General features: G+C 64.0%; 14 protein-coding genes. 3 read left to right on the top strand and 11 right to left on the bottom strand.

Annotation, left to right across the window (positions count from 1 at the left end):
- Positions 1-59: 59 nt before the first annotated feature.
- The 7 genes from ING15_RS09030 to ING15_RS09000 form a co-directional block, all read right to left on the bottom strand.
- Positions 60-1,283, bottom strand: a complete 1,224-nt coding sequence (locus tag ING15_RS09030) for a branched-chain amino acid ABC transporter substrate-binding protein (RefSeq protein WP_232845659.1) — start codon at positions 1,281-1,283, stop codon at positions 60-62.
- A 154-nt stretch (positions 1,284-1,437) separates the two neighbouring features.
- Complete coding sequence (locus ING15_RS09025) at positions 1,438-1,788, bottom strand: DUF6867 family protein (protein WP_206454470.1); 351 nt, start codon at positions 1,786-1,788, stop codon at positions 1,438-1,440.
- Entirely contained in the window at positions 1,788-2,540 is a 753-nt protein-coding gene (locus ING15_RS09020) for an ABC transporter ATP-binding protein (RefSeq protein ID WP_206454469.1), read from the bottom strand. Before ING15_RS09020 ends, ING15_RS09025 begins: the two co-directional genes overlap by 1 nt.
- Positions 2,537-3,511: an ABC transporter ATP-binding protein gene (locus ING15_RS09015; RefSeq protein ID WP_206454468.1), complete on the bottom strand. Its 975-nt coding sequence runs from the start codon at positions 3,509-3,511 to the stop codon at positions 2,537-2,539. The genes ING15_RS09020 and ING15_RS09015 overlap by 4 nt, the downstream gene beginning before the upstream one ends.
- Positions 3,511-4,977, bottom strand: a complete 1,467-nt coding sequence (gene livM, locus ING15_RS09010; RefSeq protein WP_206454467.1) for a high-affinity branched-chain amino acid ABC transporter permease LivM — start codon at positions 4,975-4,977, stop codon at positions 3,511-3,513. Before livM ends, ING15_RS09015 begins: the two co-directional genes overlap by 1 nt.
- Positions 4,978-4,981: 4 nt before the next feature.
- Entirely contained in the window at positions 4,982-5,899 is a 918-nt protein-coding gene (locus ING15_RS09005) for an ABC transporter permease subunit (protein ID WP_206454466.1), read from the bottom strand.
- A gap of 206 nt (positions 5,900-6,105) precedes the next feature.
- Positions 6,106-6,876, bottom strand: a complete 771-nt coding sequence (locus tag ING15_RS09000; protein WP_206454465.1) for a phosphatase PAP2 family protein — start codon at positions 6,874-6,876, stop codon at positions 6,106-6,108.
- 221 nt (positions 6,877-7,097) lie between these two features.
- Here ING15_RS09000 and folP point away from each other — a divergent pair, with 221 nt between their 5' ends.
- From folP to ING15_RS08985, 3 genes are all read left to right on the top strand, one after another.
- Positions 7,098-7,958 (top strand): dihydropteroate synthase, encoded by an 861-nt coding sequence (folP, locus tag ING15_RS08995; protein ID WP_206454464.1) that lies wholly within the window; start codon positions 7,098-7,100, stop codon positions 7,956-7,958.
- Positions 7,955-8,473: a 2-amino-4-hydroxy-6-hydroxymethyldihydropteridine diphosphokinase gene (gene folK, locus ING15_RS08990; protein ID WP_206454463.1), complete on the top strand. Its 519-nt coding sequence runs from the start codon at positions 7,955-7,957 to the stop codon at positions 8,471-8,473. The genes folP and folK overlap by 4 nt, the downstream gene beginning before the upstream one ends.
- 185 nt (positions 8,474-8,658) lie before the next feature.
- Positions 8,659-9,066, top strand: coding sequence for a hypothetical protein (locus tag ING15_RS08985; protein WP_206454462.1), 408 nt, complete (start codon positions 8,659-8,661; stop codon positions 9,064-9,066).
- A gap of 19 nt (positions 9,067-9,085) precedes the next feature.
- On the opposite strand, the gene ING15_RS08980 is transcribed toward ING15_RS08985, so the two are convergent.
- The 4 genes from ING15_RS08980 to ING15_RS08965 form a co-directional block, all read right to left on the bottom strand.
- The gene (locus ING15_RS08980) at positions 9,086-9,325 is read right to left on the bottom strand and encodes an HTH-like domain-containing protein (RefSeq protein ID WP_206454461.1); all 240 of its coding nucleotides are present in this window, start codon (positions 9,323-9,325) and stop codon (positions 9,086-9,088) included.
- Positions 9,326-9,475: 150 nt separating this feature from the next.
- Positions 9,476-10,009, bottom strand: a complete 534-nt coding sequence (locus ING15_RS08975; RefSeq protein WP_206454460.1) for a hypothetical protein — start codon at positions 10,007-10,009, stop codon at positions 9,476-9,478.
- An 83-nt stretch (positions 10,010-10,092) separates the two neighbouring features.
- Positions 10,093-11,205 carry a YcjF family protein gene (locus ING15_RS08970; protein ID WP_206454459.1) on the bottom strand — a complete coding sequence of 371 codons (1,113 nt, stop codon included), beginning with the start codon at positions 11,203-11,205 and terminating at the stop codon, positions 10,093-10,095.
- Positions 11,202-12,653 (bottom strand): YcjX family GTP-binding protein, encoded by a 1,452-nt coding sequence (locus tag ING15_RS08965; protein WP_206454458.1) that lies wholly within the window; start codon positions 12,651-12,653, stop codon positions 11,202-11,204. Before ING15_RS08965 ends, ING15_RS08970 begins: the two co-directional genes overlap by 4 nt.
- Positions 12,654-12,722: the final 69 nt, after the last annotated feature.

The following is a 12,722-nucleotide window of genomic DNA, read 5'->3' as shown; positions in this document are numbered from 1 at the left end:
CGCTGCGCGCCGGGGTCTTGTCAAAGTCGGATGACGGAAGGCGGAGCTCGCCGATCGCCTTACTTGCTCTCGGTTTCTTCCGGCTTCTCGGCGTCTTTGGAGGGGGCGTCCATGCCTTCCTTCGACATCTCTTCCATTCCCTCTTTCATTTTTTCATCGGACATCATCGCGCCGCCGGCGTCGGCGGTTTCGACGTAGTCGTACTTGCCGTCCTTCCACTCGTAGAGAACGTAGCCAGGCAAGGTCACGTCACCCTTGTCGTCGAATTTCAGGTCTCCGATGACCGTCGAGAAATCGCTGGAATTGAGCGCCTCGACGACAGGGTCGTAGTCGGTCGAGCCGGCTTTGGTCGCGGCATCGGCCCAGGCCTGGATCGCCGCATAGGTGTAGAGCACGTAGCCCTCGGCGGTCTTGCCCTGCTTCTCGAGTTCGGCGACGACCGGAGCAGCTGCCTCGTTCTTGCGCGGGTCCGGCGAGAAGGTCATCAGCGTGCCCTGGCCGGCGTCACCGGTAATCGCCCAATACTCGTCGCTGACCAGCGCGTCACCCGACATCAGCACGGTGTCCATGCCCTGCTCGCGCATCTGACGCGCCATCAAGCCGGCTTCCGTGTGGTAGCCGCCGACATAGACGAGGCCGATCTGGGCTTCCTTCATCTTAGTGACGAGAGCCGTGTAGTCCTTCTCGCCGGCCGTGTAGGATTCGACCAGGGCCGGGGTCTTGCCAGCTGCCTCATAGGTCTTCTGGGTCTCGTCTGCGAGGCCCTTACCATAGGCGGTTTTGTCGTTGATGATCGCGACATTGGCATCCGGGAAGGTGTCGGCAATGTACTTGCCGGCGACCTCGCCCTGCTGGTCGTCACGGCCGCAGACGCGGAAAACGCCGTCACCGGGGCGCTTGTCGGTGAAGTCGGGGTTGGTCGAGGCCGGCGAGATCTGGACGATCTGCTCGTCGGCATAGACCTGGCTCGCCGGAATCGAAGAACCCGAGCAGAAATGGCCGGCGACGAAGGGGACGCCCTGCGAGGCGAACTGGTTGGCGACCGCGACCGCCTGCTTCGGGTCGCAGGCATCGTCGCCGACGGAGAGCTTTAGCATTTCGCCGTTGACGCCGCCTTTGGCGTTGATGTCGGCGACAGCCTGCTCGGCGCCGGTGCGCAGCTGCTCACCGAAGCTCGCATACTGTCCGGTCATCGGACCGGCGACGCCGATGGTGATCTCAGCATAGGCCGCGCCCGCGAAGACGAGGTTGAGCGCTGCGCCCGCCAGAAGCAATTTCTTCATGAGAATCTTCCCTGTTTATTCTTTGAGGCGGCCCGGTGGGCCACGGAGATGCAGTGTGCATCCCCTCCTGGCGGGGATTAAAGACCGGATTTGCCGGCGTTGGAATAGCGCCGGCCGAAAATTTCAATGATGCTGAATCATACGGTCGGGCTGATTATGCCTTGCCGCGCAAAACGCCGTATTGCCGGCTCATCTGCCGCGTGCGCACGAAGCTGCGCCCGGCGGCCGCGAAGGCGAACAGCACGATGTAATCGATCACCGCATAGTAGAGCGCCACGCCGAAGGTCGCCGGCGGCAGGAAGAACGTCCCGCCGAAGAGGCTGAAATGAATAAAGCGCACCGCGATGGTCAAAAGCAGGACATAGAACGCCATCAGACCCCACCCGCTCCAGGTCAAAGCCGTCGATCGGCCAATCATCCAGGCGCCGCCGCCACCGAGGATTACCGTCACGAACAGGAATTCGCCGATCGCGACTTCCCAGAGCAAGGACATTTCGGGCGCCATCAGTGCGCTCCTCCCTCGAGATAGGCGCTACGAACCTCCTCGCGGGCGAGCAGTTCCTTGCCTGTGCCGGTCATGGTGATCATACCGTTCACCATGACATAACCGCGATGGGCGAGCCGCAGGGCATGGAAGGCGTTCTGTTCGACCAGGAACACCGTCAGACCTTCATTGCGGTTGAGTTCGCGGATGACCTCGAAGATCTGCTTGACGATCAGCGGCGCGAGGCCGAGCGACGGCTCGTCCAGCAATAGCAGCTTCGGCCGGCTCATCAGCGCCCGGCCGATCGCCAGCATCTGCTGCTCGCCACCGGAGAGCGTGCCGCCGCGCTGGCCCCGACGCTCCTTGAGGCGCGGAAACAATTCGAAGACCTTGCGCAGATCGTCCTCGAAAACGGAGGCGTCCTCCAGGATCGCGCCCATCTGGAGATTTTCCATTACCGTCATGCGCCCAAACACCCGGCGTCCCTCCGGCGACTGGGCGATCGACTTGGACATGATGGAATGGGTCGGCAGATGGGTAATGTCCTCGCCGCGATAGACGATCTGGCCCTCGCGGGCGCGCGGATTGCCGCAAACCGTCATCATCAGCGTCGATTTGCCGGCGCCGTTGGCGCCGATCATGGTAACGATCTCGCCTTCGTAGACGTCGACATCGACGCCCTTGAGCGCCTGGATCTTGCCGTAGAAGGTTTGCAGGCCCCGGATCATCAGCAACGGTTCGGCCGCCGGTCCCGGTTCGACAACGGCGCTCATGTGGCGCCTCCCTGGGTGCTTTCGGGCGCGGCGTTGGCGCCGCCTTTCTTGATATGCAGATCGTCCTCGATCGCGTCGACCTCCTCGTCGTCGACGCCGAGATAGGCCGCGATCACCTTCGGGTCGTTGCGAACCTTGCCGGCCGAACCATCCGATATCTTCTTGCCGTAGTCGAGCACGATGACGTGGTCGGAAATTTCCATGACCACACCCATGTCGTGCTCGATCAGAAGGACAGACACATCGTGCTCGTCGCGGATGTATTTCAGCAGCGTGTTGAGTTCTGCCGATTCCCGCGGATTGAGGCCGGCGGCCGGCTCGTCGAGGCATAGAAGCGAGGGATCGGTACACATGGCCCGAGCGATCTCCAGACGCCGCTGGGCACCGTAGGGAAGGTCGGACGCCGGATCGTCCGCTCGATCAAGCAGTCCCGTATGACGAAGCCATTCGATCGCCTTGTCCTTGGCGGCCGCCGCCGCACGGCGGTAGCCGGGAAGGCCAATCAGGCCGCCGATGGTGAAGTGGGACGCGTCCATCAGCTTGTTGTGTTGCGCAACGAGCAGGTTCTCCAGCACCGTCATGCCACCGAACAGGCGGATGTTCTGGAAGGTTCGCGCAACGCCGGCGACTTCGGTGATCTTGAAGTCGGCCATGCGTTCCAGGAGAAAGATCGAGCCGGAATCGGCGTCGATGTACTGACGGCCACTGTCGGTCAGTTCGCGGACCTTTGCCTCCGGGATGCCGCGGCCGCGGCGCAGCGCGATGCGTCCTTCGGTCGGCTTATAGAAACCGGTGACGCAGTTGAAGACCGTGGTTTTACCGGCGCCGTTCGGACCGATTAGGGCGGTGATGTCGCCGCGTCCGACATTGAAGCTCAGATCATCGACGGCGGTCAGGCCGCCGAAGCGCATCGTCAGATGCTCGACGGTGAGAACCGGATCGATCGTCCAGCGTTCGCTTTCCTTCAACATCAGTGACCCTCGCCCTGGGCGACAAGATCGGCGCCGATCTTCTTCTTCTGCTTATAGAAGACGGACGGCGAGCGGGATGAGATCAGGCCGCGCGGCTTCCAGACCATGATGCCCACCATGGCCAGGCCGAAGATCAGCATCCGGTATTGGGTGGGATCGAAATCGCTGCCGAACACGGCCTGCAGCGCTGTCAGGTTTCGCAAGAGTTCGATGCCGCCGATCATTACCACCGAGGCGATGACCACGCCGAGCTGCGAGCCGAGACCACCCAGCACGACGATGGCGAGGATGATCGCCGATTCGATGAAGGTGAAGCTCTCGGGCGAGATGAAGCCCTGGCGCGCCGCGAAGAACGAGCCGGCGAAGCCGCCGAACATCGCGCCTGTGGCGAAGGCGGTCAGCTTGACGTTGACGGTGTTGATGCCGAGGGAGCGACAGGCGATCTCGTCCTCGCGCAGCGCTTCCCAGGCACGGCCGACGGGTAGCTTGCGCAGCCTGAGGGTGACGAAATTGGTCAGCAGCGCCAGCGCCAGGATGATGTAATAGAGGAAGATGAAGCGCTGCACCGAGCTGTATTCGAGGCCGAAGAAGTCAGAGAAGGAGCCTTCTCCGCGTGAAAACTCAAGGCCGAACAGGGTCGGTTTCGGGATACCAAGAAGGCCGTTCGGCCCGCCGGTGAATTCGTACCAGTTGAGCAGGACGATGCGGATGATCTCGCCGAAGGCCAGGGTCACGATCGCCAGATAATCGCCGCGCAGGCGCAGCACCGGGAAGCCGAGCATGACGCCCCACATTGCCGCGAACAGCCCTGCCATCGGCAGGCAGACCCAGAAGCCGAGCCCGAAATTCGTCGACAGGAGCGCGAAGGAATAGGCGCCGACGGCATAGAAGGCGACATAGCCAAGATCGAGCAGGCCGGCGAGGCCGACCACGATATTCAGACCCCAGCCCAGCATCACATAGGTGAGGATGAGAATCGCCAGATCGAGCAGATAGCGGTTCTGGCTCGGAAGAAACGTGTCGAGCAGGAACGGCAGGGTGAAAGCGACGAGGAGCAAAAGGATGCCCACGATCTGGCCAAGCGGAAGGCCGCCGGTGGTCGCCGACGCGCTCTTCGTCCGCTTGAAATAGCCCGAGATCGGCCGTTCGGCCTTGAACAGGAAGTAGGACAGCAGGAACCGCCCGACAAAGGCGATGGCGATCCAGCTGAGCCAGAGCATCGGACGGGCAAGGAGGTCGAGGCCGCCGGTCGCAATGTCGCTGCGAAAGGCGAAGAAGACGATCGTCAACCCGGCGACAATGGCCGCGGTGATGCCCGCTTCCTTCAGCGAGGCGACGAGGCGGCTGTCGCTTCGCGGTGCCTCCACGAAGGGAGTCTCGCCGCGCATCGCCTCGCGGCGTTCCTCGGATTCGCGCTCGGCGCCTTCCGGCAGGTTGGAGAGCGTTGATGACGTGGTGTTGGCCATCGTCTCAGACCTTCTCGACTTCCGGCCGGCCAAGCAGGCCGGACGGCATGAAGATCAGGACGATCGCTAGAATGGAGAAGGCCGCGACGTCCTTGTATTCTACCGAGAAATAGCCCGACCAGAACGTCTCGATCAGGCCGATGGCCAGACCGCCGAGCATGGCGCCCGGCATGGAGCCGATGCCGCCGAGTACGGCCGCGGTGAAGGCTTTCACGCCGGCGACGAAGCCGATGTAGAAGTCGATGACACCGTAATAGAGCAGGTACATCATGCCGGCGACGGCGGCGAGGGTGGCGCCCATCACGAAGGTCAGCGAGATCGTGCGGTCGACGTTGACGCCGAGCAGCGAGGCCATTTTCTGGTCCTGCTCGCAGGCGCGCTGTTGGCGCCCGAGCGATGTGCGCGAAATGACCAGCGAGAAGGCCGCCATCAGGACGATGGTCGTCGCGATGATGATGATCTGCATGTAGGAGATCTGCACGACGATGCCGCCGGGACCATCGAGCAGGGTAATCCCGCCCCGGATCTGCGGCGGCAGCGGCTTGACCCGCGCGCCTTGCGTGATCTGGACGAAGTTCTGCAGGAAAATCGACATGCCGATGGCGGTGATTAGCGGGGCCAGCCGGAACGAGCCGCGCAACGGCCGGTAGGCCACCCGCTCGATGGTCCAGCCCCAGAGCGCCGTGAGCAGCATGGCGACGGCCAGCATGATCACCAGCACCAAGGGCAGGAAGGTGATGCCGATCGCCGCGAGCAGGAGGAACACGGTCAGCGCGATGAAGGAGCCGATCATGAAGATTTCGCCGTGGGCGAAATTGATCATGCCGATGATGCCGTAGACCATCGTATAGCCGATGGCGATCAGGCCGTAGATCGACCCAAGGGTGATCCCGTTGATCAACTGCTGGAGAAAATATTCCATGGTCCGCCCGTGTTCCGGTGCTGGGTTCGCCGTGTCCGGCCGACGCGTGAGCTGTCAGGAACGCGCGTCGCAGGGCATGATCAATTCCATAGCGACGCGACGTCTGCAAGCCTCGGCGGTGCGATGGCGGCAAACTTGCCGACACCATGCACAGTCAAGATGCCGCGGCTTCGTCGGGACATTGCGGCGGCTCGTCCTCGCGATGCTCAGTTGACGGGGGCGTGCGATCGCTGCGGATCCCGATCAACGTCGTCGGCCTCCACCGTCTCGGGCGGTTCGGACTCCACCGCGCCACGCGATTCCAGCCATCTGGCGATCATCCACCAGCCGACCGCCCAGGCGGCGCCCGCCGTCCAGCCGGCCAGCACGTCGGACGGCCAGTGCACGCCAAGATAGACCCGGCTGACCCCGACGAGGACCGTCAGGAACACCGCTACGCTGATCAAAAAGGCGCGCACACGCCGCTTCGACTGGACGCGGGCGACGAGGATCGCCAAGGTCAGATAGGTGACCGCGGACATCATCGCGTGACCGCTGGGAAAACTCGCCGTGTAGACGAAGGAACCGTGCGGGACGAGCGAGGGCCGAGGGCGGTCGAAGCCGTATTTCAGGAGCTGGCTCATCAGAAAGCCGCTGCCGATCGCCGCGACGACCATCAGCATCGAACGGCGGTTTCCCTGCATCCACAGGAAGCCACCCGCGAACACCGTCACCAGAATGAGTACGCCGGTGCCGCCGAAGGCGGTCATGTCGCGGCCGAACTCCTCGGCCCAGCGCGGGCCGAGCGGGTCGGAGGCATCGGCCGGATTGCGCAGCGACAGCAGGATCTCGGCGTCGAAGCCCTTGGTGTCGCCCTCCACCACCTCGCCGGCGACCGAGACGAAGCCCCAGATCGATGCGGCGATGAGAAGCGCGGCGATGAGGGTTGTCAATTCGACCCGGGCACTGATCCAGTGCTTGATTGCGGAAAGTTCCATGCAAGCTGCTTTCGTCACAGAATTGTCGGCACGGCGGCCGTCGCACGCAGGCTCGTACTCAGCGTGGTCACCATCGACGCCGGATCACCCGTTCATCATTCGGCCGGCCCGGTCAACGTGCTGGACCCGACTCGACCACCCTTGCGAGGCGCGCACATAATTGCGCGAAAGATTGTCAGGCGCTACCGACAGAGCCAAGGGATTCACGGACCGGAGCTGAAATGGACCTGATCGAACCACGCGGAGGCGTCTGGCATGTGGCCCATGGCCGCAGTCTCGATCTTGGCGGGACCGCGCACATCATGGGCGTGCTCAACGCGACGCCCGACAGTTTTTCCGACGGGGGGCGTTACGCCAGCGTCGAGGCGGCGGTCGCGGAGTCGCTCAAGATGGTCGAGGAAGGCGCCGCCATCGTCGACATCGGCGGCGAATCGACCCGGCCCGGCGCGACGCCCATCGACGCCGCCGAGGAGCAGCGGCGGATCATGCCGGTGATCGAGGAATTGGTGCGCCGTTCTGGCTGTCTCATTTCGGTCGACACCTACCGCTCTGAAACCGCGCAGATGGCCGTGACGGCCGGCGCGCATATCGTCAACGACGTATGGGGCGCCCAGAAGGACGAGGGCATCGCAAAGGTCGCGGCGGAAACCGGCGCCGGGCTCTGCCTGATGCACACCGGCCGCGAGCGCGAGAAGCTGCCGGACGTGATCGAGGACCAGTTTCTGTTTTTGAAAAGGTCGCTGGCGATTGCCCGTAAGGCTGGCGTGGCGGATGCGGCGATCGTCCTCGATCCCGGCTTCGGCTTCGCCAAGGACGGGCCGGAGAATCTGATGGTGCTGGCCCGCCTGGACGAAATGAAGGCGCTCGGCTTCCCGCTTCTCGTCGGGACCTCGCGCAAGCGCTTCGTGCGTGGCGCGGTGGGAAGCGAGGACCCCGAGCCGGACATCGCGACGGCGGCGACCAGCGCGCTTTTGCGCGAGCGCGGCGCCGACATCTTTCGTGTTCACAACGTGCCGGCCAACCGGGACGCGCTGCGGATTACCGACGCCATGCGCCGGGCGATGAAGGGCGAACGCTGGTGACGGCGAGAGCCACTCTCGGTCTCGGCGGCAATATCGGCGATCCGGCAAGGACGATGGCGGCGGCGCTGCGCCGGATCGACGCGCGCGACGATACGCGGATCGCCGCCGTCTCGCGGCTTTATCGCACGCCGCCCTGGGGCATCACCGACCAGCCCTTCTTCTTCAACGCCTGTGCCGCGATCGAGACGACGCTGGGGCCTCGCGAGGTCCTCGATCTTTGTCTTGAGACGGAGCGGGCGTTCAAGCGCGAGCGGCGCGAGCGCTGGGGGCCGCGCACGCTGGATCTCGACGTGCTCGATTATGACGGGATGCCTTACGAGGACGCGGCGCTGACCCTGCCGCACCCGCGCGTGAGCGAGCGGGCCTTCGTCATCGTGCCGCTCGCCGACATCGCGCCGGATTTGGTCTTTGGGGAACGCACGGTGGCGGAATGGGCCGCGCGGGTCGAGCGCGAGGGGATCGAACAGGCGAGCGAGGATGGGGAGTGGTGGCGGGACGAGGGCGACGGGCGCTGAGGAAAGGAGGCCGGCGCGGGGCAAGGGCATTTCGGGCGAGGTATGTCTGAAACAGAATACTATGATTCCGTTTCAAATCCATGGGCTGATCGTGACCGCCTCCATCCACATTGCATAGACTTGACACAGACTGCTCGTAGGCATAGTGACGTCATACACAAGACATAGACATGCCGGAGAGAGCTATGGAAATCCCATTTAAACTGCCGCCGTTTCAAAAATATCATGAGGCACTAATATCTGCCGGTGTTCGCACCGCGACTGCACGAGGCTTTTGGGGGGGTGTGACCGAAGATGGTCAGATCGTCGCAACCTCTTGGATCGACGCAAATGACGGTAAGGGCCGATTTTCGATCTTTCGGCCACTCACAAACCACGGCAACCTAAAGACCCAATGGGAAGTCGGCAACATGCAGGTCGGTACGGAAATCAGGCTGATTTTGCTCCGTCAACGAGGTAACAAAATTCTCGGTGAGGGGGGGCGTGTGGTCAAAGACGCCGTTCTAATGCCGGGAAAGTGGAAGATCGTAGAGACGCTCTACAACGAGGAGCGGCACCGGCCGCAAGCGTTCATAGAACATTCCTCCGCGTAGCTGCTTCAACGTCTGAGGCTCATATCTTTGCGGGGTTAAGCCCTGCGTCCCGAAGCCTTCCCGAAATCTTCTTCATCTTAGCGAATTCAGTCCCCCACGACTTGTTGAGATCGAGGGCGGCGCAAAAGTCCTTTCCCGATGTGCCCTCCAAATCATCCGCGTATTTGAGCACTTGAAGATGAAGCTCGGCTACGTAACCATTGCGGGGAGCCGTATCGATAGCATGGCGGATCATCTTGAAAACGTCGTGTGCTGACATGGGAGCACTCCTTGTTGGTGAGACGCGCACCATGCCATAGCAATTATCTTTTTGCAATATGCTAATTGCTATGGCTGGCTGCTCCATGAAGCAGATTTAGCATTTCTATTTCATATTAGCTGATACCAAACAGTCTTCCGCAACCCCCGCCTACTTCACCAGCGCGCTCTGGCGCGTGCCGCCGGTGCGTTTCAGATTCATGCCGATCACCGGCACGAGTTCCGAGGCGACCCGCACCGAGACGGTGATCGCCATCGCGCCGGCGCCGTCGAGGCGGGCGATCATGGCGCCCTTGAGCTGCTTGCGGTCGAGGCCGACGACGATGCGGTCGCCGTCGACATTGCCTGAGACGATGTCGAGCCCCTTGCCCTTGGCGCCGTCCTGGAAGGCACCGGTGTAGCTTTTGCCGGAACGCACCACCTCGGCCCGCATCGGCTGCGAGAACATGCCGACGCGGCAGGAGCCGTCCAGTTCCATGCCGAGCTTTCTCGGATGCTGGGAGCCGGCGAAGTCGCAGACGAACTTGGTGCCCTTGTACTTGCCGGCGACGATCTCGCCGGGGCCCGACCACTGGCCGACGACCTGGCGGAAGAACGCCTCGTCCGGTTCGGCGAGGGCAGGCGTCGCCAGTGCCGAACCGGCGGCGATGGCGAAAGCGAGACCGACGGTCAGCATGCGGGACATGGGCGAGCCTTCCTGGCAGATGGGGTGCCTGTATCAGGCTGCCTTTATCGCCCGGAAGGGTTAATCAAGCCTTGCCGCGGTCTTCACGATTTGTCGCGCTGCGTGTCGTCCGAGGCCGACCGGGACGGTCGAATCGCGCCGATCGCGGTGAGATCGCCGAGGACGTCGCCGATCGAGGGCCGGCGAACCCGCAGGAAGGGCAGGGGCCGGCAGAGATCCATCGCGGCAAGGCCGACCCGGGCGGTCAAGAGCCCGTTGACGACGCCTTCGCCGAGCCGCGCCGACAGCTTTGCCGCCACCCCGTGGCCGAGCAGCTGCTGCATGACGCCGTCGCCGATCGCGATCGTTCCGGTGACCGCCAGATGCGCCACCACGTCGCGGGTCAACCGCACCAGGCCGAGCGTGCCCGGCCGGGCGCCGTAGAGCTCCGACATGTGGCGGATGAGCTTGACGGTTTCGAACAGCACATAGGCGACGTCGACCAGCGCTTTCGGGCTGACGGCGGTGACGACCGATACCCGTTTGGCCGAGACGAGAACGAGGGCGCGGGCCTTGGCGTCCAAAGGCACCACAATCTCGCGTTCAGCGAGCGCGATGAGATCGGCGCCGTCGATCACCTCGTCCTCGAGTTCGGCCATCCGCGCCCGTCCGTGGGCCGTCGCGGGCCTATCGGACAAGAGCGTGGTCAGGGTCCGGACGACCGTCTTGGCGTCGGCAGCGGAATTGGCCTCGTAGGCCGAAAGCGCGGCCTGGCGCTCCCGGTCGACGGCGGCCAGCCGCATCAGGCCGATGATTTCCCGCAGGGCCACGCCAAGCGCGCCGACGACGAGCAGGATGGCAACAACGAGCGCCGCCCATCCGAGCCACTGTGACCGGGCGAACAGATCCCGGACCAGGCTGTCGACCGCGAGGCCGACGCCGAGCGAGACGAGAATCCCGAGGGCGCCGAGGAACAATTTGCCGAAGGAGAAGCCGTGGCGCCGCCGCGCCGTCTGCTCGATCTCAAGCTCCACGATCGCCTCCTGCTCGATGGCGTCGTCCGGCTCGATGGTGATCCGCGCCAGATCATCGATCGCGCGCGGGGATCGTCCCGGCGCAGCGGTTTTTTGGTCCCGGTCGGTGCGGGGGATGCCCGCCTCTTCCAGGCGATAGGCGCCGGGACGCCGGCCGGGGCGTGGGCTCTCGTCGTTGCTCATGCCAGGCGATCTCCCAACAGGAATTCGAGGGCCCGGTCGAGCCGGATATGCGGTAGCGACAGCGTCATCCCGGCCGCGTCGCGTTCGAGTTTTGGCGGCTTGAACCGCACGAACCGGATCGGGTCCGCTGCGCCGCCGCCGCTGTCGACGAACAGCCGCGCCGGATCGGCGGGCAGATCGCCGGGAAAAATCGCCGTTTCGGTCTTGCCGTCGAAGGTTTCGTCGCCGATCGTCTCGCCGGCCGCGGGGGTGCCGACGATAACGGGCAGCGTGTCGCCGCGGTCGTCGACGCTCGCTTCGCGGGTCGCCCGGATCGCGGCAAGGGCGAGAACATCGGTTCGGGCGCCGGAGAAATTGGCGCGCGCGATGGCGTCGTCGAGCATTCGGCGAACGATCGACTCGAGCCTGCGATGGCTGTCGCGGTGGAGATGGTCGGCCTTGGTCGCGGCAACGAGGATGCGATCGATCCGCCTTGTCAGGAACGATCCGAGCCAACTCGAGCGGCCGGGGCGGAAGCAGGCGAGGATGTCGGCGAGGGCGCTTTCCAAGTCGCGGACGGCCTCGGGCCCGGCATTGATCGCCTGCATCACGTCGACGAGCAGGATCTGGCGGTCGAGCCGGGCGAAATGCTCGCGGAAGAAGGGTTTCACCACCACCGTCTTGTAGGCCTCGTAGCGCCGCGCCAGCAGAGTCGCGAGCGAGCCCTTCGGATAGGTGTGGCCGGGCTCGACTGGCAGCGGAGCGAAGGTAAGGGCGGGGGAGCCTTCGAGGTCGCCCGGCATCAGGAATCGCCCCGGCGGCAATGTCGACAGCGCCGTCCTGTCGGCGCGACAGGCTGTCAGATATTTGGCGAAGGTGGCGTGCAAGGCCTGGGCTATCGGCTCGGTGGCGGGCGCGGCAAGATCGGTCGTTTCCAGAAGCGCGAGATAATCCTGGGCGAGATGGCGACGCGACGGAAGCTTGGCACGCGCGATCGCCTCAGTCGAGAAGGTCGCAAAATCCTTGTCGAGCAGCGGCAGGTCGAGCAGCCATTCGCCCGGATAGTCGACGATATCGATCGATAGCCGCCCACCGGAAAACATTCGCGACCAGCCCGAGGCCGATTCATATTCGATCGTCAGTCGCAGCTCGGAAATTGCCCGGGTCGATTGCGGCCAGGCGCGGTCCTCAAGGATCGTGCGTATATGGTCCTCATACTGGAAGCGCGGCACCGCGTCGTCTGGCTGCTCCTCCAGATAGCTGCGCAGGATGCGTCCTCCGGCCTGGGCTCCGAACAGAGGCAGCCGGCCGCCATGCAGGAGGTTATGGACCAGCGCGGTGATGAAGACGGTCTTGCCGGCTCGCGACAAACCGGTGACGCCGAGACGCACGGTCGGGTGAAACAGGCCGGTCGTGCGATCGGCGAAGGTGTCGAGGACGAGGCGGGCCTCGTCGGCAAGAGAGGTCATAGGCGGGGCGGGGATCCTCTGGAGACGGGCTGTCGGCGATATAGGCGGTGACCATGCGTGTCGAAAGTG

Source organism: Aurantimonas marina, assembly GCF_017183135.1.
GTDB lineage: Bacteria > Pseudomonadota > Alphaproteobacteria > Rhizobiales > Rhizobiaceae > Aurantimonas > Aurantimonas marina.
This window is presented reverse-complemented; position numbering and strand designations above follow the sequence as displayed.